Raw genomic sequence first — 18,917 nt, 5'->3', positions numbered from 1 at the left:
TTGTTCTCGCCGTGATATGGTCTCCCGTATGGTTTCCGATTCGCGACGTATGGTATCTGATGTTGAGTGATGCTCGGGTGCGGGCAGCAAAGCCGGCGGACAAGCCTTACAAATTGACTGACGGGGGACAGCTTTATCTGTTGGTTACTGTCCACGGCACGCGCAGCTGGCGCCTGAATTACAAGTTTGGGAGCAACGCAGCCGGCCGGCCAGCGCAAAAAACATTGGTAATTGGGCAGTACCCTGCTTTGTCGCTCAAAGACGCTCGCGAGGCGCGTGATCGGGCGAAGGCGCTGCTCGTGCGCGGGGTCGAGCCTACGCATGCGAACGTTTTCCCAGTCGCCGAGGTGCCGAAGCCAGTCTTCACGTTCAGGCAAGCCGGCCTCGAATGGTATCGGCTGCAGAAAGCGCGTTGGTCGAAGGTTCATGCTGCGGATGTTCTGGCGAGCCTAGAGGCTGATGTGTTTCCGCGTATCGGTGCGATGCCTTTCGACCAAGTCACGGCGCGCGCCGTTATGACCGTGCTGCAGCCGATCGTTGATCGCGGCGCTGTCGAAACTGCGCATCGCACACGGCAGCGCATCAGCGGCATCTTCGTGTACGGCGTTGCCTTAGGATTGATTGAGTCGGATCCAGCGGCGAGCCTTGCCGTCGCCCTTCCGCGCAAACCGAAGGCAAAGGCGCAGCCAGCGATCACTGACTTGCGCGAGTTGCGACAGCTGTTGATTGATTGCGAGGCGGAACGGTGCCGGCCCATCACAAAATTTGCCCTGCGCCTGCTGGCGCTAACGGCCGTTAGACCCGGCGAGCTGCACGGGGCTCGCTGGGAGGAGTTCGAGGGGCTGGATGGACCGACGCCTCTTTGGCGCATCCCGTCTACTCGGATGAAGGGTGATCTAGATCGGAAGGGAGAAGCCGGCGGCGATCATCTTGTGCCTTTGGCACCGGCGGCCGTCGAAGTGATCGAGGCGGCAAGCGCCCTGACCGGCAGCGGGCCACTGATCTTCCCATGTGACCGACATTCTCATCGCCCCATGAGCGAGAACACGATACGCGCGCTGCTCATCCGAGCGGGCTACTATCAGCGTCACGTACCGCACGGGTTCCGGGCTGCATTTTCAACGATCATGAATGAGCGTGCGGAGCGGCAATGGCGCAGCAGCGGGCATGCGGGCATCTCACCCGATCGCGCGATAATCGATCTCATGCTCGCCCATATTCCGCAGAATAGAGTCGAAAGCGCCTACAATCGCGCGGCTTATATGGAGCGCCGGCGCGAGCTGGCCTCTGAATGGGCCGAAATTCTGCTGCAGGACATGTGGCCACCAAGATTGCACATCGGCCAACCTATGCGATGGGCAGCGACCGGACCGAACAGGCCCGGCTCGCGCCGATAAATGGCAAAATCACGTCCCATGCTCTCCCATGATCCAGTTGCTTACCTCCTCCTCACGCCACCGGGAGCAACGCTGGCTTAGCCTCACCGGTGCCGGAAATGTACCGAGTTTGATCCGCGCATATATGGCGGTCTTGCCCAATGCAGTCCGCTCCTTGACTTGCGCGATGTTGAGCAGGCGGGGAATGTTGTTCATTATGCGGCCTTTCCGTGATGCTCGGCGACGGATGCATATGCGCCGCGCGGTGCCAGGGTGAACGGGATGAAGTGGGTGCGGTGCTTGGCGTAGGCTTCGCGCCAGATGCGATGATCCGCTGCGGTCATCGCAGTGGGATCGGCACGAAAATGCGTCAGCTCTTCTGGCCAAAAGCCCCGTCCAAGCGCCCAATATAGAAAATGAGCAGCCTCGAGGCGTTCGAGCTGGGCGCGTAGGTCGGCCGGCGATCGATCTCCGGTGGAGAGCATGCGCGGATAGAATTTGCGGCGTATCGCGATCTCGCGGCGGAGGCAGCTCACCAGCTCGCGCCAGCTGAACGGGGCGAGGCGCTCATCGGCCTCACGCCTTGCCTTGGCAGCGGCGTCCTCACTGCCAGGGGTGAGCAGCAGGTCGACCGCCAGATCGGCATGGATGGCAGCGATGATGCTGATCTCGCGATTGGCGTCCTCCCGGCTCATTTTGCCCTTGGCGATCCGGTCGGGATAATGCTGGCGCCGCATGTGCAGCTCGCGGGCCAGTTCTTCCACGATCGCCGCTTTGGGCACCGTGAGCGGATCCGCGCTCTCATCCGACATGCAGCGGAAAAAGAGATCAAAGCTCATCGCTTTTCTCCAGAAATGCGGGCGATACCGCGTGCGAACAGGAAGGGGATCGCGATGATGATCGCGAGGATCAGCAGCGTGCGCTGCATGGCGCCCAGCATCATTCCATCCCCAGCGCGCAGAGGTAGGTTTCGAGGATGGCCGCGTCCTCAAGCCGGGTGCTGGGATCAAGGCTGCGCAGCCGCAGGATCGCCCGCACGGCCTTCACGTCATAGCCGGTGGCTTTGGCTTCCGCGTAAACATCCTTGATATCGTCGGCGACGCCGCGCTTTTCCCCTTCGAGGGTTTCGAGCCGTTCAATGATTTGGCGCAGGTTCTGAGCCGCCGCGTCAGGATTCGCGTTGATCGGGTCCGGTGCCGGCCGACCCTTCTTCTTTCCCTTCCCTGCCGCTGCCGAGGCGGAAACGGGCATCAGCTTGTGGACGGTGCCGCCCATGCCATCCGGCACGGCCATCATCCGCATTTCGGTGGGCGTGGTGGTCTGTGGCTGCATGATGGCGCTCTCCTATGCATGGCTGCTGGTGGAGCCGGCGGGGCGATCGAACACCCAGCAGGCAGTGGTCTTGCCAGTCACCCCGGAATTGATCGGCTTGTAGGCAATGAATTTGCGGCTTCTGCTGGTGCGCAGCAGTCGCTTGAGTTCGTTGATTGGCGGCAGCGAGAGGCGCAGATCGCCGCACTTCTGCTCGAACTGCACGAGGTTGACCGCGATCGTGCCATCAATACGGCTGTGGTTGATCCGGTGCGTCGTGCTCTCGGTTTCCTGCCCCTCGATGTAATCGAAGCGCTCCCAGAACAGTTCGACATGCGGGTGATCATGTTCGGTGAGGCGCTGCCGCTCGGCCAGCATCACGCGAAAGAGCGCCTGCACCTCACTCGCCACATCATCGGGAATGTTGGTGAGCACGATGCGCATCGCGTCGAACATCGCCGCCAGCTGGGCGTGGTTCTTGGCCAGGCGATCGTTGCGAATGCCCTCCTGCCTGAGCATCTGCTCATAGTGGACGGCGAAGCGTTCACGGTAGCGTGTGAGGATCTCGGCCTCTCGCTTGACCATGTGGACGATGAAGCCGCTCACCTGATCGCGCTCATAGCGGTTGATCCGCTCGGCCGCCTCGCGGGTCTGCGGCCCCCAGCCATCCTTGGTGATGCACAGGCCCATGATGCGCTCGCGCAGCGCCGGCGAGGCCTCGACCGGATCATTCTGCACGATTGCGATGGCGCCACGAAACGGCGGCTCGAATGTCTCCATGCCGCCATTGGCGATCGCGCGGGTGCGCACGGCCCGGCCGTTATAGGCGGTCTTCAGTTCGTCCCATTCAAAACGGCGGCTGTGCGGCGTGTCCTGATTGCGGTCGCCCTCAATGAGCACCACCGGCAGATTGCCCACCTGCCCCAGCGTCCGGGCGATGCCGGCATTGGTCGCCTTGGTTGGATCGAAGCCCTCATAGTTGCCGACACGGCCCATGAGCTTCCAAAGGAAGGCAATCAGCGTGGTTTTGCCGGTGCCCGGCGGGCCAGTCACCTCGAGGAAGGCGAGCGATTCCTGCATGGCGCGGATCTGTTCGGCAAAGAGCGAGAGGCCCCAGAATGTCATGACCGCGAGGCCCTTGGCGCCCCACGCCCGGTAGATGTCGCCCGTCCACCGGATATCGAGCTGGTCGGGATCATATTTGATGGAAAGCAGGCGGTCGCTCGTGCGCAGCTTCACCGCCTTGCGGGAGAAAACGAAATAATCGTCCTCGTTGACCTTCGCGACTTTGCCTTTCGAGACGCCCAAATCGCCGAGCAGCCACCCCTCATGGTCGATCGAATAGCCGGTGAACTGGATTGCCTCGACGGTCTGGATATCGGTCCATTGCCGCAGCATCAGCTTGTCGAGCTGGAAGTTCGAGCCGGTCCATTGCGCGCCGGCGGCCACCGCGGCGAGCCGCTTCTTAAACTCGCCGGAAGAGGCACAGGCCGAGCCGGAGAACGGCGCCTTCACCGCGTCTCTACGCGGACCGCCTTTCGACTTAGGGAAGTCGACGCGCAGGTAATAGGAACCCTCCTCCATGTTCGTGTCGCGCTGGAAATAGAGGGTGCGAAAGGTGCAGTTCGCCAGTTCGGCAATGTCCACGGACTGGCGCGCGGCCATTTCCCATTGCTCGGCATAGGGAAGCGATGTGATCGAGGGATCGGCCTCGCGCAGCTGTTCAAGATGCCCCTCGATCCGCTCCAGCGAGAATGTGGCCCAAAGCTGGCGCCCATTGAACACCAGCGGGAAAGATGCAGAGCGGTGCTTCTTGTAGATCAGGAACGCCTTTTCATCGGCGCTTTGCGCGATCGTAACATCCCCCGCCCAGAGATAGTCCTCGATCTGCTCGGGCGTGAGTTTCTCGGCTTGAAAGAGATCGTTCCAGTCGGTCTTCTTGCCCTCGCCATCCACGCGCACCTGCGCGGCGCCCACCGGCCAGCCTGCCTCTCGCGCTTGCTTGGCAAAGCGCCGAGACCATTCCACGCCGGCAGCGCCCTGATCGAACGCCCAGATGATCTTGGGCATCGGCCGATTGAGATCCGCGCAGGCCTTGCGCAGATCCGCAAGGAAATGCTCCGGCCAGATGTTGCACGTCATGGCCGACACGGCGGCAATGCCCGCCTGCCTCAGCGCGATCGCGTCGAAAATGCCCTCGGCAATCCAGATTTCGCGCTCAGCGGCGAGCGTCTCAAATCCATCGCCGGGGTAAAGCCAGCAATGGCCGCGATGCTTTGAGCCAGGGCTAAAGGTCGCCTTCTTGTCACCAAAGCGGCCGGGCTGATCAATCAGGCGCTGCCAATAGCCGCCACCGGGCAGCGGGAATCGAACAGTTGCGGAGGTGATGTTGAGATCGGGGTCGCGATACCATTCCTGCGAATAGCGTCCGGCCAGGGGTGCGATGTCGAAGCCTCGCGCGCTGCGCAAATAGGCATCGGCGGCGGCGTTCGGCTTCTCGGGCGTCGGCTTGTGGCGCTTCGACCAGTCATCGAAAATGTCGGGATAGCTCTGCTTGACCGAGATCTCGGCGCCGCAATGGTCGAGCCGCCCGCAACGCAACGTCCATGGATGCTCAGCATGGGTATAGAGCGACTTCTTGGCGCCGCATTCAGGGCATTTGCCCTCGCGCAGCCAGTCGCCCTTTTCCACAAAGCCATAGTCGCGTTTGAGGCGGGGGAGCAGTTCGTTGAGCAGTTCATCGCGCACGGCGTGGCATCCAAAAGGCAAAGGGGCAGCGTTCCCGAAATGAGGCTTTCCGGGCGGCGGTGTTCAGTCTGTGAGGCGATGGCCGCCGTTAGGCTTTCAGGGCGCCGGCATTTGGCTCAGGGCTGGGCACGTCGTCATTCGCCGGCCCCCTGCGCCACTCAGAAATCGGCAGCGGATGGATAGGCGGATTGCGCTGGCTCACGCGCACCGTCCTGATCGCGGTGAGTTCCGCCACGAACACATGGCCGCAGCCCAACTCATCGCGGCAGTGATAGTAGATCTCGCGATAGGTGAGCGCGACCTTGCCCACACGGCGCGCCTTTGCACCGCCCCCGCAGGCCGGGCAGCTCGCGCCCGGCATCCGGTGATTTTCTCGTGCCAACATGGCCTCCTCATGCACAAAGCCGCCCCGCGCGGCTTCCCCGTTGCTTCGCGCCGCCGTCATGAACGATCATGCTGTTCAGGCGGGCGCGGACGCGATTGAGCGCGTCGATTCCTTCGTTCACCTCGCGCTGGGCGCTACGCATTTCTGGCAGTGTCGCGCCGGGCTGGATCAAGGTGATGCTGATGCTGATCGCCTCGGCCGTCTCGCGCGTGGCAGTAGATATGTCCGATGCCAGACCGGCATGGCACGGGCTGCTCGCCCATGAATGCATGTCGAGCTGGTCGGCATAGGCCTCGAGCACCGGGGCATGGTTGCCCCCAGCGGCAAGATAGGCCCGGTCAAGCGCCATGGCCTGCTCAAGCGAAGGCTGCGCGCGGTGATCCTCATCAGACCAGTAACGAATGAGCCGTTCGGACTTGCCGAGGATCTGCGCCAGCTTCTCCCAGCCCACCAATGATGCCACGGTGTTGACGGCTGCAGCAAAGCTCAGCGGTTCACGGCGCTTGGTCATGCCATCACCTGCCGTTCATTCACGGTGAGGGTGAACGAACGGCCGCCGGTGATGAGGCGTACCTCCGTCCCCCTGTCCCGGTGATGCACCGTCACAGCCTCGATATCGCAGCGGCGGTCCCGCTCCTCGCGCAGCAGCGCCGCGACGAATTCGGCAGTCTTGGCAATGCTGGTGGGAGCTGGCACTGTGGGAGGTGCGCCAGCTCCCGCGCGCGTGGTGAGCTGGGCGGGCTTATCTGTGGGAGACTCAAGCTTGCTCAGCTCATCGAGCGCGATTTCTTCGCGCACAATGGCGCGGATGATTTCTTGATCCACACGGGAGAAGGTCATCAGCCGTGGCCTCCCAGCAGGAGCGCAAGGGCGAGCAGACCGCCACCAATGCCAAGGCCGATCAGCCAATAGCGCAGAGTATCGCGCTGCTGCTCGGCGAAGCCATAAGGGTCGCCCACCTTGTGCGTGCAGCGAACGCGGATCAGCCGCGGCGCCACCCAGGCGGAAGAATGGACGTTCTGCAGCGTGCCTTTGCCATGGCAATAGCGGCACTCGTTCGCCGGCATGATCTCGCCCGGCCGGTAGATGCGGCTGCTGATCATTGCTGTGATCCTCCATTGAAAAGGACGGAGAGGGCGTCACACGCCTGCACTCGATAGTCCGCCCCGGTTTTGATGATCGTGGCGAGGGCAGCGGCCCCTGCCAGTGGGAAAAGGATGGCGCCGAGGGCCAGCATCAGTCCTGCCCCTCGCGCTTCGTTTCGTCCGCCTGATTGAAACAGACCGCCTTCGTTGGATCGGCTAGCTCAGAGGCATCAGCTTCAGGGCGGCCGAGGGGGAAGACAACATGGTCGGCGGTAATCGGAAGCCCCAGAGCCTGACCGACCTTGAGGACATGCGGCTGCTTCTCAGCGGGGATGCGTCCCACGCGTTTCCAAGCGGCCACATTGGATGGTGGTTCGCCAATGGCACGGGCCGCGGGGCGAATACCTCCGAAGAGACTGAAAATGTTCTGTTCCGAACTCATGCGCATTCATGTGCAGAACTTTTGTACAGTCGTCAACAGTGATTCTGAACGGACAGTGTTCAAAATTTCTGCATGGTGCTGATATGTCCCCTGTCGGCCCCAAACTGAAAGCGCTCCGCCTTCGCGCGGTCCCTCCTCTTTCGATCCGGAGAGCGGCCGAAAAGCTGGAGATGGGGCCCTCGTCGTACAATTTTTACGAGAACCCAAACTCGTACAAGAAATCCCACTTGCCCTTGGACTTTGCGCGCAAGGTCGCTGCGATGCTGGCCGAGTACGGCGTGGATCCCGCCGAAGTCATGAAGCTTGCCGGGCTGAACGAGGGAGAGGTGGAGCCGGAGGCGCGCGCTATCGAAGCCGCGAAGCCGCTGGTCCAGTACGTCACGATGGCAGTTGCCTTGCCTAGTGAAGACGCGCTTGCTGATATGTTCCAGAGCTTGCTCGCACTGGTGCCAGTCGACGCAACGAAGGCCGAAGCCGCGCGAATTCTCGCTCAGCGCCTTCCAGCTGGCTTTGCAGCGATCGGACCTGTCGCGCCCGATCAGGGCAAGGCGCCAATGATTGCGCCCGCAGAAGCTGCTCGGTCTCTCGCCACAGATCGTCCCTGACCGCCGCAATCGTCGCGCACCGCACGCTGCATCTATCACACGCAAACGCGCACCCCGGCGTCATTCGCCACGTCTTCCCCGTCACCAACCTTATCCGTTTGTTCCTGATTCGTTCTTGCCTAGATGGGCCAACTCCCTGTAGGAAAGCAAGAAATGTTCAGAAGTGAGCACAACGGCGATGCAGATTTACGATCCCATAACGAACCCGTGTGACATTCGCGGGCATGAATAGTCTGCAGGTGATCGGAGTGCTCGGCGCTGCCGCGATCGTCGGCTTGGGCATTGGCACGCTCAGCTCCCGAACGGGCGGAGGAGGGGAGGGCACACCGGATCAGCTCGTTGCTGCCACCACGGTGAAATACAACCTCTGCGGGATCGCCCGCTACAATTGCGTGGTGGATGGCGACACACTCTGGATCGGCGACGTGAAGGTCCGCATCGCCGATATCGACGCGCCCGAGATCGGCTCGCCACGCTGCAGCCAGGAACTGGAGCGGGGCGAACAAGCCAAGCGCCGCCTCCTAGAACTGGTCAACGAAGGCCCCTTCGAGGTCCGCCAGCTCGGCGACCGCGACGCCGACAAGTACAACCGAAAACTCCGCGTCCTCATCCGCAACGGCCAATCCCTCGGCGACCAGCTCGTCAGTGAAGGCTTGGCTCGTACATGGGGAGGGCGACGGGAGCCTTGGTGTTGATCGCGCTGTGGCGATCAACTTGTGAGCGCCGGCCTTGAGGCCGTCTCAATCTGATTTAGAACGTGCGTTCGATTGAATTTACTTACGCGGGGGGCGGGATGCTGGGCATCAAATGGCTTGATGAGGGTGAGGGGCACAACACAGTAGACCTTATACCGCAGCAATGGCTTGCCGTTGAAGCCGATTGGACGCCAACCAGGCATGAGGTTTTAGGAAGTGATGGGTACAGTAATGGCAGGGTCAACTGTGCCGTCCGGGTACAGGGTGCGATCGTCGACATAGATTATGAGGGGCGGTTCGCGGAGACGAACGAGGCTCGTGGCTTCATAATCGGTATGACGAGGCTGAAATTCACCTCCGCAGCTCGCCAGGGCCATCCGAAGGTGTGGTGGCGTCCTAAGGGCAGTCAAGTTTTCGAACGTTGCACAGTCGACTTCGTCGCTCAGCCGACTGCCGACGGACCCTTCGAATCGCAGATGTCTACTCTAGATGATCTCAGGCCGCGATCTAAACGGCTCGTTTTTGACCTAGTAGCAGAGACCGGCTTTGACACCTCCGATTGGGAAAGTAGCTACCGGGGAACACGAAGCCACAAAACCAATCCGAAATATTGCTACGAATGGGCATTCCTGCAGCCCCAGAAGCTGATCGTTTTAAGCCTGTGGTATTCAGACCTATTGAATGAAGGCGGAAGGATCCTGCTCCGAGCCAACTTTCGAGAAGACGCTACCGCGCGACGACAGCAAGGGGCCAAGCGTCAATGGGCTGATCGGGCGCAAAAGCTTGACGACGCACTCAGCGCTGCCGTGCGGACCAATCTGGCTGTTCGCGTCATCCTTGTGGCTGGCAAAATGCGGCAGAAGCACGCCCTCGACGGACCTGCTTCCCAAGTGCAGTTCCGTGAACTCGATCCCGAACCATGGACAATAACGGCGTATGACTTCGCGACCGGGGCATGCGAGCTAACCCGCGGTATCGCTGCAAGCCATTACGTTGACCAATTCGATTTGAGGGAAGAGGATCTGGAACATCCTGAGCGTAAGGAAACGATGTCTGCCGAGTACGTTCGTGACCCTGCAGTGAGGCGGCGGGTACTTGCCCGGTCACGTGGGCGCTGCGAACTGTGCGGAGAGCCCGGATTTAGGATGGAGGGGGGGAACCTCTATTTGGAAACGCATCATATAATTCCTCTTGCTTTGGGAGGCCTCGATAAAGACGATAACGTTGTTGCGCTCTGCGCGAACGATCATCGCCGCGCTCATTACTCGGCAGAAAAGTTTCACATCTTAGAAAAACTGAAGGAAGTCCGCCGTGCCGAACGAATCCCTTGATGAGATTGCCGCCTTTGGTATCGGAAACTTATCGTTTTATCGGATGTGTTCTGATTTTCGGACTCATGAGAACTTTGACCGAGTTTCAAATAAATTGATTTTCATCTCGAGGGTGTATTCTGTCGCACGTGGTTTAGGTGGAAGATGGGAAGAAATATCCAACGCCATCGTGTCTAAAAGCGGCGAAATCGATGAGATGATCAGCGCTGTTTCTCAGTATGAATTTTTAGAAAACGTCGATGAAGTTGTGCGGTGCCACCAATATCTTGACGATATAGTTTGCAACACTCTCAGAGAATTTGAAGTGAATTCGGTACAGAGAGCCTCATTCTCTTCAAAATACCTCCATTTTCATGCTCCAGATTCTTTCCCTCTTTTAGACTCACTCGCTAAAACTGGCTTAGCCTCTCTCACACAGGGCTTTCGGACTAAACTCAAGTCGCCAAAACCCTATGCCCGCTTCTGCGAACGCCTGGAATATTTCATGACTGAGCAAAAGCTGGAAGGCACGAGCCTTCGGCACATCGATACATTTCTCGTGGATAAAGGACGAAGCGCAAGGGCGAAGGCTAGTTACACGTAGAATGTGCAAGAGCTTTCTCAGATTGTAGTTTCCAACCTTACATTTGAAGAAAAGCCGCCACCTTTATCGAGCCGATGCGTCACCTCACTGATCAGCCATGTATTGGCATCGATCTCATCCTTGAACCCGCTCACCGTCACACGCGCCTCTGGGGTCGCGTCCGGGCGCCCCAGAGCGAGGCTCAGATCGAGCGTAGCAGGCGCGCGCTTGAGCCGGTCGCGTTCTGCGATCGCTGCCCGCGTGGCGCTGGCTTCGTCGGGATAGACCTTGCGCAGGCGCTTGGCGCCCTTCTGCGCGCCCACCGTCACGCTCTTGCGTTTCGCTTCGCCGCGATCGTGCCAGCTCGCCGCAACTCCTTCCTGCCCCTCTCGCTTCTGCCGCTGCCATGAATGGCTCGAAACATGGCTGCGCGGGATCTCGATGTGCGGGAGGGCTTTGCCGCTGGTGGTGGTGCCGGCACCTTTGCGGACAAAGATCAGGTGTCCGTCCTTGATCGTCGCCACGGCGTCATGCTCGCGGCCGAGCCGGCGCAGGAAAGCCACGTCGCTCTCGCGGCTCTGCGCGATCGATGCCAGGGCAATCGCTGCCAGATCCGGCGCCACCTTCGCGGTGAGGCCGTTGCGTCCGGCCACGTCCTGCAAAACCGCCCCCAGCGTGGTGGCTTTCCAGCTGCCTTCGCGCCGGTTACGGATCTCCGAGGTAAAATCCGCGGATCGCGCACGGATGGTGATCTGATCGGGCGGCCCGGCATGGGTCACGTCGTCCACCTTGAAGCTGCCTTTGTGGACAAGGCCGATCGGCACATTGCGGCCCTGCTTCCATCCGATCTCGACGCTCAGCACCGCGCCCTCTTTGGGAATCGCGAGGCCGCCATCGGTATCGCTCAGTACGATATCGAGCTGATCGGCCTCATCATCGCGCCGCTCGGAGAGACTGAGCGAGACAAGGCGAGGCCGAAGGCGATCGGACAGATCCACGCCGTCCAGCGTCACGCGCCAATCAGCGATATTATGGCCGCTCATTGCCCAGCCTCGGGATCCTCGGGCGCCGGATCATCCACGCGCAGCAGATCGATGGCGAAATCGATGCGGCGCGGGCGACCATTGGCCATCAGATAGGCGTGGCGCTCATCGATCGCCTCGATCACGAAATTGCCGAGCACCTCGCCGGCGCCGCTCACCAGCGGAACGGCATCGCCGGCGCTCGCCATTTCGCGCAGCTGGTCGATGCTCACCTGTCCATCGCTCAGCTCGGCATAGGTGGCGCCCGAGAGCGATATGGTCTCGGTGCCCGGCCCGGTGAACTGCACGGCATCGCGCGCGCCCATGCGCGGCGCGCGAGCATGTTGCCAGTCCGCCTTGCGCTGCAGCTCATCAGGCGCAAGCGATCCCATCTCGAATACGAACATGCCCAGAGCCATCAGGTGCATCGCGCTGCCTCCTTAATCGTCGCCATAGCCGCGCCCGCGCCTCTCCCGCTCGATCTGCTCGATCGCCCGGCGCACTTCCTCGGCGATGTCCTGCGCGACGCCGCCGGCGGCGTTGATGGTGATATTGTAGACCGGGGCCGCCGCCTGCGCCGCAGCAGCCGCGCCAGCGCCGCTCTGCGCTGCAGCCGGCCCAGCAATCGCCACGGCCGCTCCACCGGCGCCCACGGCCAGTGCGCGCGTCATCTGGCCCGATAGTTCGGAGATCCGCTGCAGCGGCCCGGCGGTGTTCGCAGCGAGGCCTTGATCGAGGCCCTCCATCACAAAGCCGCCCAGCCCCGCGAACACGCGCGACGGCGAATGGATGCCGAGCTTCTCCTTGAACCACTTCGCCACGCTGCTCGCCGCGCCGACGATCGTGTCCTTGAGCGCCGCCAGCTTGCCGAGCATGCCGTTGATCAGGCCCTGAATGAGATCCCGGCCGATCTGGCCAAAGTCGAGCGAGCGGAGGAACCCCACCGCTTTCTGGATCGCGGCGAGGATGCCCTTCCAGAGGCCGCTGAAATAGGCAACGATGCCATCCCAGCTGTCATAGATGAGATAGGCAGCAGCGGCGACGGCGGCCACGGCGGCGACGATCAGCAGCAGCGGCCCGAGCGCGATTCCCAAGGGCGCGGCTGCAGCGGTCAGCGCCGCAAAGCCGAGCGCCAGGGTGCCGAGCAGGATGAGCAGCGCGGCGCCGGCGCCGACGAACATCATGATGCCCTTGGCCAGCATCGGATGCTCCTGCGCCCAGCTGCGCATGGTTTTGGCCGCACCGGCGACCATGCCGGCCACTTTCACCACGGTGGGCAGCAGATATTGCCCCATGGTGATGTTGAGCGCCTTGAGGCCATTGGTGGCAAGGCCCGTGGCGCCCTCGGCCGTGGCGATCGCGCCGAGATATTCGGCATTCATCGAGCCGGCATAGCGGCTGCTGTCGCCGACCAGCGCGAAGTTCTCCCGCAGCTGATCGAGGTTGTTGAGCATCGGCGCGATCGCGCTCACGCTCTCGGATCCGAACAGCTGGGTGAGGGTGGAGGCCTGCGCCTCCTTCGATAGCCCCTGCAGACGGCCAAGCACATCGAGGATTGCGCCCCCGGCATCCTTCTGCATGGCCTTGCCAACTTGTTCGGCATCAAGGCCCAGCGACGCGAACGCCTTCTGCTGCGATTTGGTGGCTGCGCTGCCCTTGGTGAGTGCCAGCATCATGTTCTTGATGCCGGTGGCGCCGATCTCGCTCTCAACACCCACGCTCGAGAGCACTTGGCCCATGGAGGCGATCTGGGCCGCCGCCAGACCGCCCACCTTGCCGAGCGGGCCGATGCGCGTCACCATATCGGTGACGGCGCCGACATTTCCGCCAAAGCTGTTCGTGAGCGCGTTGATCTGATCGGCCAGCTCCACCACGCCATCTTGCGGTAGCTCGAAGGCCGTGCGCCACTTGGCCATGGTCGCGCCGGCGGTTTCCGCATCGCTCTCGAATGCCACGCCCATTTTGGCCGCATCCTCGGCAAAGCGCAGCAGTTCCTCACGGGGCACGTTGGCCCGGCCGGCGGCGGCCACGATCGCGGCGATGCCCTCGGCCGCCATCGGGATCCGCTCGCTCATGTCGAGGATATCACTGGTCATCTGAGCGAAGGCTTGAGGGGAATCGAAATCCACCACCTTGCGCACATCGGCCATGGCGGCCTCCAGCGTCATGGCTTGCTTGGTCGCCATGACGATCGGCGCGCCGGCGGCGGTGCCGGCGGCCACCATGCCGAGGCCAAGGCCGGTTGCCTTGGCGCTCACCTCGTTTAGCCGATCGGTGTTGCGCTGTGCCTTGGCTACCTTGTCGAGCTGCTCGGTCTGGCGCTTCAAGGCCTGATTGGCATCATGCGTGCGCATCGCGAGATCATTCTCGTGCCGGGCCAGATCCGCCACGTCGATACCGGCCTCGCCCAGCTGGCGGGAGAGCTGCTGCAGTTCGTCGCCGCCCCTGTCCACCTTGGCCGTGAGCAGGGCCGTCTGCTTCTCAGCGCGGGCGAATTCATTTCGCAGCTTCTTCGTCGGCGCCTCGGTCTGTTCCAGCGTGGCGCGCAGCTCTTCCATTTTCGCGCGCTGTTGCGCCAGTGCCTGCGTATCGGCGGCAAAGCGGCCCTCGGCCGCCTTATATTTGCCCACCTGCTGCTGCGCGGCGTCGAGCTTCTGCAACTGCTTGTGCGTCTCGGCCAGATCCTTGCGCGCATTGGAGCTGGCGCCGGTGATCGCCTTGAGCGGCGCGGTGACACGATCGAGGCCCTCGAGGATGACCTGCAGGCGGAGGTTCTTGGCTGCCATGACTAGCGTTTTCCGGGTTTCTCAGGGGGTTTTGACCGGCGGGCGGCATGCTCGCGCCAGCCCAGCAGCTCGCTCACGCTCATTTCGTCCATGACGGCAGGCGACCAGTGGAAGGTGATCGCCAGATCCGCCATGGCATCCTCGATCAGTCGTGGAGCGCCGCCTTCTGCGATCTCTGCAGCAAAAAACTCCCGATCTCCGCGCCACATGCGAGCAGATCAGAGGGATCGAGATTGGCGACCTCGGCCTCGGTGAGCGTAGGCGAGGAGATCCGGGGGATGATCTTGGTAAGGGCATCGACCTTGAGCTGGCCCAAATCGACCAGCGAAAGGCCGCGCAACTCGCCCGACTTGGGTTTTCGCAGCTGAATGCTCTCGATCGACTGCTCGCCGCGCTGCACGGGGCTGTCGAGGGAAACGGTGCGAAAGATCGGCTCGGCCGGGATGGTCATGATCATGCTCTCCAGAAGGGCAAGGGGGACGCGGCCCGGCCGGTGAAGCCGGGCCGTGGCGATTAGAACAGACCGATGGCGTTGCGCTGGGCTGCGAGGCGATCCACGCCATCCACGATCTCGATCATGTTGATGAAGTCGATCTCGATCTCAGTGCGGCCGTTCCAAAGCAGCTTGTAATAGACGAGCGCGCTGGAGACGCTGAATTCGCCCGGCTCCCCCACCTCCTGGTCGCCCATCTCGATCTCGCTGTGGCGCCCGCGCATGATCACCTCGATCGCATCGACGTTGCCGCTGTCATCCTGCTGATAGGCCCCGGCAAAGCGCAGATAGACGCCATCGATCGTGGTCGCGCCAAACTGGCGCAGAACGTCGCGCAGCGGGCCACCAGCTGTGAAGGAAGCCGAAAGCGCCTCCATGCCCATGTCAAAGCTCACCGGGCCGTTCATGCCGCCAAGGCGGCTCTCTTCCATCTTACGGGTCAGCGTCGGTAGGGTCACCGTTTTGACTTCGCCCAGATAGGCCGAGCCTTCGTTGAACAGCATCATATTTTTGAGAACGCGGGGGAGGCCCATAATTTGCTCCTATGATCGGGGAAGAGGATGGCGCGCGATCAGGCCTCGCTCAGCGCCGCGCTGAAGTCGGCCAGATACTTGTCCGTGATGCGCTGATTGAAGCCGAGATCCTCGAGCGGGGGCGGCACCGTGTAATCATAGTCGATGCGCAGCTTGCCGGCCTTGAGGCTCTCCACCGAGTTGAGCGTGGAATCGAACCAAGCATTGGCGCCCAGCACCACGCCCTGCGCCTTGAGCTGGCGGAAAAAGCCGTTGATCGTCTCGATGATATCGCGGGTGAGCGACGGGGTGAGAGGCTTATCCACCGCCCACAACATGCCCTTGGCAATCGTATCGGTGAGCAGCTGCGCCACGCGCACCGTGCTCTCATACTTATAGAGGCTGGTATCCGCCGCGCAGGTGCGGTTGCCCCAGAAGCGATAGCCGGCATCTGTGCGGATGAGGCTGGTGACGTGGGCCTGATTGAGCACGCCCACATCGCTCGTCATATTCTCGATGTCCCAATAGAAATCCTTGGTGATGCCAAGGACGCCGGGCACCGGCACATTGGAGAGGGTCTTTTGCGGCCCATATTGCTGATCGATCAGCGCGCGCATGGCGCCGGCGTAAGCAGCAGCATGGCCGGTGACATTGGCGCTGCTGGCCGTATCCCAGACAAGCCAGTCCGGAGTGATCAGCATCAGTTCGCGCTCATCAAAATTGGCGCGATAAAGGCCGGCCTCGGCCACGGTGTCGCCGACGACGCGGGCATAAGCGAAAGCGCGCAGCTTCTTTGCCACCACGGCCAGCGCCTTGGTGACCGCCTGCGTCTCGAGGCCGGGCGCGATCAGGATCTTGGGCTGAGCCATCGTCTGGGCGCGCGCTGCGAGCAAGGCCTGCATGCCGGTCTTTTCGCCGGCCACGTCGCCACCAATCACATTGCTGGCCGTCTCGGCCGCATCGCCGCCCTCTTCCACGCGCACCACAACAACGGGTGTGCTCACGATCGAGCTGATCGCGCGCAGCGAGCTGGCGAGCGTGCCGTTGGTGCCGGCCTTGCTGATCGCATCGGCAAGATCCGTGATCAGCACGGGCTTATCCAGCGGGAAGGTCGCCGCGTTCGCATCGCTGGCGATCGCGAAAAGGCCGATGACGGCGGTGGCCACGGCGCTGATCGTGCGCGCGCCGGTATCGATCTCGGTGATGGTGATGCCGTGCTTGAAAGCCATTGCTCGGTTCCTCGATTTTAAGCGTTGAGGGGGTAAGTGAGGCGCAGCCGGGCGTTCGGCGCTGGGGCATCCGTGCGCTCGGCATCGATGGTGAGGGAGGCAGTGCCAGGGCGATCGCCCGCAACCAGCTGGACGCGCCGCAGGCGTAGGCGCTTTTCCCAGCGCGAGAGCGCCAGAGCCGTAGCTGCATAGAGGCGCAGGATATTGGGCGCGGTCATTGGCCGGTCGATCAGCTCGGGCAGCAGCGACCCATATTCACGGCGGCCGACGCGCGCGCCGATCGCGGTGCCGAGAATGTCGCTCACGGACTGGCGGATATGGTCTGGCCCGTCGAGCGGGGCGCCGGTGCGGCGGTCCATCCCGCTCATGCCGGTGGCCCGCTCTGCGCTGCGCCGGCCGTCACGCCGCTGTGGCGGTGGCTCTTGAGGCTCTTGCCATCCGCCAGCACATCCTGCTCGGCCGTCAGCGTGCCGCTCATACTGATATCGCCCTCGAGGCTGATATCGCCCTCGATCGCTACATTGCCTTTTATCGCGATGCCGCCGGGCGCCTCGATCTGCGCCGTGCCGCCGGCGGGTAGCGTCGCGCTCAGCGCATGCGCCGCCTGATTATATTCGATCACCGCGCCATCATTGAGCGCCAGCTGCACGAGATCGGAATTGGTCGAGGGTGCCGGGTGCGCATTGCTGTAGAGGCCGAGCACCACCAGCCCGTTCGCCAGATCGCCCTCAGGCGCGAGCACCACGCATTGCTCGCCAACGGTCGGCGGCGACCATGAGCGCACGCCGCCGGCACGCTGGGCGAGCCATGGCAGCTCGCCGGTGGTGATCTCGCCAATGGCCACTGTGCAAGTGGCGTTCGCAGGATCCACAGATGCGATCGCGCCCAGCTGGATCACTTCGCCGGTCATCTGTTCAAGGTCGGAAGGGTTGCGCATGGCCAGACCATGCCGCGCGGTTTGCGCTCACGCGCGGGGCTTCATCGGGTGAGAGCGTCTCGCCCGATGAAGATGATTGAGATCAAACAGTGGTAGGCAGGGGGCTGTTGCCCCTCAGACCCATCAAAGGCGTTCCGGCACTTTGACCGATACAGTTGAGGTCGATTTTTCGCCCGAAGGGACAGGTACTGCGGCGCAGCTTATCAGGCTATTTGCGCCTCATGATCAGACTTCGATTTCGGGATTCCGGGATGCGCCTATTGCAGCAAGCTTGCGCCGAGATGGCAAAGAAAATGAGTGATAATGAGCTGGCTTGGGTGGCACGACGAAGTGCGGAGGCCGATTGCCTGTCTGCGCTTCAAGCTGCCGTTCTGGAGGAAGCGACCCGCCGCGGCATTCAGCCATTGGGTGTAGCACAGGACTAAAGAAGCATCGCCACAATCGCGAGGGCGGAAATCGCGAGGAAGACTGCGACGATGGCAAAATTCCCTCCGCAACCTGAAGATGAAGGACGTTCCTGATCATCGCTGCTTGATGGCATGGATCACTCTGCTGTTTCCAATGGGTGGCGTGAAAACCCAGCGGATTGTGAAACTAAACCGCCGTTCTGAGCGGCTCGGGCTTTTTCCCGTCTGGGAGGGTTGCGCGAAGATGGTCGTGGACCATTTGCGTACTGAAGGGCTTGGGCACGAAGGTCGCGCGGTCCGGCATGTCGCCCGGCTGAGGCGTTATTCTCCCACTGGCAATGACGATTTCGATGTGTGGCCAGCGCCCGGCCACATGACGTGCCAATGCAAAACCATCAATGCCGCCGGGCATTTCAACATCTGAAAAAAGCAAAATGATTGAAGGGGCATGCCCTTCGAGCAGCATGACTGCGGCTTGCCCATCGGATGCGTCGAAACAGCGAAATCCGGCGTCCTCCAGAATATTGCAGGCATGCATCAGGATCAGCGCGTCATCGTCGACCACAAGAGCATAAGGGGTTGTTGATTTCTCCATTTCCGGAAAACAAACTTAACAAATGTTAGTTTCATCGATGCTGATGTTTCAGCTTCTAATGCTCGAATAGCCGAAGCCATTGGTCGATTTTTCTGTTGAGCGATGCGATTTTGGATGCAGATGCTATGCCCATCGCGGGTCGGATTACGACGCGCTCCACTCAGCGTCTTGTGAGAGCGGAGGGGCCGTCGTGATGACCCCGAGCTTGATCTTCTCCGCGACGCCGCGCGCCACCTCATGAACGCGCTCGACCGTCGCGGCGCGATCATGCGTGCCATTCTCTTTGATCACGGCGTTGACGGTTCGCCTGTGCTCGATCTCGCCCAGTGTGAATGTCACCGGCACTGTGCGGGTCGCGCTGTCCAGCGCGCCGATCTTGATGATCATGTCTTCCAT

At 61.8% G+C, this 18,917-nt stretch carries 26 protein-coding genes; 6 read left to right on the top strand and 20 right to left on the bottom strand.

Translation table 11 applies throughout. The features are described 5' to 3' along the window. Positions 1-59 precede the first annotated feature (59 nt). Entirely contained in the window at positions 60-1,397 is a 1,338-nt protein-coding gene (locus tag M2332_RS08400) for a tyrosine-type recombinase/integrase (protein WP_264573713.1), read from the top strand. A 9-nt stretch (positions 1,398-1,406) separates the two neighbouring features. On the opposite strand, the gene M2332_RS08395 is transcribed toward M2332_RS08400, so the two are convergent. From M2332_RS08395 to M2332_RS08355, 9 genes are all read right to left on the bottom strand, one after another. Beyond that, positions 1,407-1,592, bottom strand: coding sequence for a helix-turn-helix transcriptional regulator (locus M2332_RS08395; RefSeq protein ID WP_264573712.1), 186 nt, complete (start codon positions 1,590-1,592; stop codon positions 1,407-1,409). After that, a complete protein-coding gene (locus M2332_RS08390; RefSeq protein ID WP_264573711.1) occupies positions 1,592-2,215 on the bottom strand; it encodes a hypothetical protein in 624 nt (207 codons plus the stop codon). Before M2332_RS08390 ends, M2332_RS08395 begins: the two co-directional genes overlap by 1 nt. 100 nt (positions 2,216-2,315) lie before the next feature. Continuing rightward, a complete protein-coding gene (locus M2332_RS08385; protein WP_264574926.1) occupies positions 2,316-2,561 on the bottom strand; it encodes a DUF2312 domain-containing protein in 246 nt (81 codons plus the stop codon). 159 nt (positions 2,562-2,720) lie between these two features. Next, entirely contained in the window at positions 2,721-5,435 is a 2,715-nt protein-coding gene (locus M2332_RS08380; protein WP_264573710.1) for a toprim domain-containing protein, read from the bottom strand. A gap of 88 nt (positions 5,436-5,523) precedes the next feature. Next, positions 5,524-5,820 (bottom strand): ogr/Delta-like zinc finger family protein, encoded by a 297-nt coding sequence (locus M2332_RS08375; protein WP_264573709.1) that lies wholly within the window; start codon positions 5,818-5,820, stop codon positions 5,524-5,526. Between the two features lie 7 nt (positions 5,821-5,827). Further along, positions 5,828-6,331 carry a hypothetical protein gene (locus M2332_RS08370; protein WP_264573708.1) on the bottom strand — a complete coding sequence of 168 codons (504 nt, stop codon included), beginning with the start codon at positions 6,329-6,331 and terminating at the stop codon, positions 5,828-5,830. Beyond that, positions 6,328-6,660 carry a hypothetical protein gene (locus M2332_RS08365; RefSeq protein ID WP_264573707.1) on the bottom strand — a complete coding sequence of 111 codons (333 nt, stop codon included), beginning with the start codon at positions 6,658-6,660 and terminating at the stop codon, positions 6,328-6,330. The genes M2332_RS08370 and M2332_RS08365 overlap by 4 nt, the downstream gene beginning before the upstream one ends. After that, a complete protein-coding gene (locus M2332_RS08360) occupies positions 6,660-6,923 on the bottom strand; it encodes a hypothetical protein (protein WP_264573706.1) in 264 nt (87 codons plus the stop codon). Before M2332_RS08360 ends, M2332_RS08365 begins: the two co-directional genes overlap by 1 nt. A gap of 133 nt (positions 6,924-7,056) precedes the next feature. Then, positions 7,057-7,347, bottom strand: coding sequence for a carph-isopro domain-containing protein (locus tag M2332_RS08355; protein ID WP_264573705.1), 291 nt, complete (start codon positions 7,345-7,347; stop codon positions 7,057-7,059). An 8-nt stretch (positions 7,348-7,355) separates the two neighbouring features. Between M2332_RS08355 and M2332_RS08350 the strand changes: the two genes are divergently transcribed. The 4 genes from M2332_RS08350 (at position 7,356) to M2332_RS08335 (ending at position 10,561) form a co-directional block, all read left to right on the top strand. Next, a complete protein-coding gene (locus M2332_RS08350) occupies positions 7,356-7,952 on the top strand; it encodes a helix-turn-helix domain-containing protein (RefSeq protein ID WP_264573704.1) in 597 nt (198 codons plus the stop codon). Positions 7,953-8,176: 224 nt separating this feature from the next. Beyond that, complete coding sequence (locus M2332_RS08345) at positions 8,177-8,647, top strand: thermonuclease family protein (RefSeq protein ID WP_264573703.1); 471 nt, start codon at positions 8,177-8,179, stop codon at positions 8,645-8,647. Positions 8,648-8,745: 98 nt separating this feature from the next. Further along, a complete protein-coding gene (locus M2332_RS08340; RefSeq protein ID WP_264573702.1) occupies positions 8,746-9,978 on the top strand; it encodes an HNH endonuclease signature motif containing protein in 1,233 nt (410 codons plus the stop codon). Beyond that, the gene (locus tag M2332_RS08335) at positions 9,959-10,561 is read left to right on the top strand and encodes a hypothetical protein (RefSeq protein WP_264573701.1); all 603 of its coding nucleotides are present in this window, start codon (positions 9,959-9,961) and stop codon (positions 10,559-10,561) included. Before M2332_RS08340 ends, M2332_RS08335 begins: the two co-directional genes overlap by 20 nt. A gap of 17 nt (positions 10,562-10,578) precedes the next feature. On the opposite strand, the gene M2332_RS08330 is transcribed toward M2332_RS08335, so the two are convergent. The 9 genes from M2332_RS08330 to M2332_RS08290 are packed head-to-tail and all read right to left on the bottom strand — an operon-like array spanning position 10,579 to position 17,492. Next, complete coding sequence (locus M2332_RS08330; RefSeq protein WP_264573700.1) at positions 10,579-11,583, bottom strand: contractile injection system protein, VgrG/Pvc8 family; 1,005 nt, start codon at positions 11,581-11,583, stop codon at positions 10,579-10,581. Next, entirely contained in the window at positions 11,580-11,990 is a 411-nt protein-coding gene (locus M2332_RS08325; RefSeq protein ID WP_264573699.1) for a phage tail protein, read from the bottom strand. Before M2332_RS08325 ends, M2332_RS08330 begins: the two co-directional genes overlap by 4 nt. A 12-nt stretch (positions 11,991-12,002) precedes the next feature. After that, entirely contained in the window at positions 12,003-14,348 is a 2,346-nt protein-coding gene (locus M2332_RS08320) for a phage tail tape measure protein (protein WP_264573698.1), read from the bottom strand. A gap of 2 nt (positions 14,349-14,350) precedes the next feature. Next, a complete protein-coding gene (locus M2332_RS08315; RefSeq protein ID WP_264573697.1) occupies positions 14,351-14,482 on the bottom strand; it encodes a GpE family phage tail protein in 132 nt (43 codons plus the stop codon). 11 nt (positions 14,483-14,493) lie between these two features. Continuing rightward, positions 14,494-14,805: a phage tail assembly protein gene (locus tag M2332_RS08310; protein ID WP_264573696.1), complete on the bottom strand. Its 312-nt coding sequence runs from the start codon at positions 14,803-14,805 to the stop codon at positions 14,494-14,496. Positions 14,806-14,861: 56 nt separating this feature from the next. Continuing rightward, positions 14,862-15,374: a phage major tail tube protein gene (locus M2332_RS08305; RefSeq protein ID WP_264573695.1), complete on the bottom strand. Its 513-nt coding sequence runs from the start codon at positions 15,372-15,374 to the stop codon at positions 14,862-14,864. 38 nt (positions 15,375-15,412) lie between these two features. Next, a complete protein-coding gene (locus M2332_RS08300; protein WP_264573694.1) occupies positions 15,413-16,582 on the bottom strand; it encodes a phage tail sheath C-terminal domain-containing protein in 1,170 nt (389 codons plus the stop codon). A 17-nt stretch (positions 16,583-16,599) separates the two neighbouring features. Next, on the bottom strand, positions 16,600-16,950 hold the full coding sequence (locus tag M2332_RS08295) for a GPW/gp25 family protein (RefSeq protein ID WP_181561028.1): 351 nt from the start codon (positions 16,948-16,950) through the stop codon (positions 16,600-16,602). Then, a complete protein-coding gene (locus M2332_RS08290; protein WP_264573693.1) occupies positions 16,947-17,492 on the bottom strand; it encodes a phage baseplate assembly protein V in 546 nt (181 codons plus the stop codon). Before M2332_RS08290 ends, M2332_RS08295 begins: the two co-directional genes overlap by 4 nt. Positions 17,493-17,661: 169 nt before the next feature. Between M2332_RS08290 and M2332_RS08285 the strand changes: the two genes are divergently transcribed. Then, positions 17,662-17,820 carry a hypothetical protein gene (locus M2332_RS08285; protein WP_264573692.1) on the top strand — a complete coding sequence of 53 codons (159 nt, stop codon included), beginning with the start codon at positions 17,662-17,664 and terminating at the stop codon, positions 17,818-17,820. A 293-nt stretch (positions 17,821-18,113) separates the two neighbouring features. On the opposite strand, the gene M2332_RS08280 is transcribed toward M2332_RS08285, so the two are convergent. Next, entirely contained in the window at positions 18,114-18,521 is a 408-nt protein-coding gene (locus M2332_RS08280; RefSeq protein ID WP_264573691.1) for a response regulator transcription factor, read from the bottom strand. Positions 18,522-18,665: 144 nt separating this feature from the next. Next, positions 18,666-18,917, bottom strand: a complete 252-nt coding sequence (locus M2332_RS08275; protein ID WP_264573690.1) for a hypothetical protein — start codon at positions 18,915-18,917, stop codon at positions 18,666-18,668.

It is taken from the genome of Sphingobium sp. B11D3A, from assembly GCF_025961695.1.
GTDB lineage: Bacteria > Pseudomonadota > Alphaproteobacteria > Sphingomonadales > Sphingomonadaceae > Sphingobium.
Note: the sequence above shows the minus strand (reverse complement) of the source record. Positions and strands in the feature narration are given on the sequence as shown.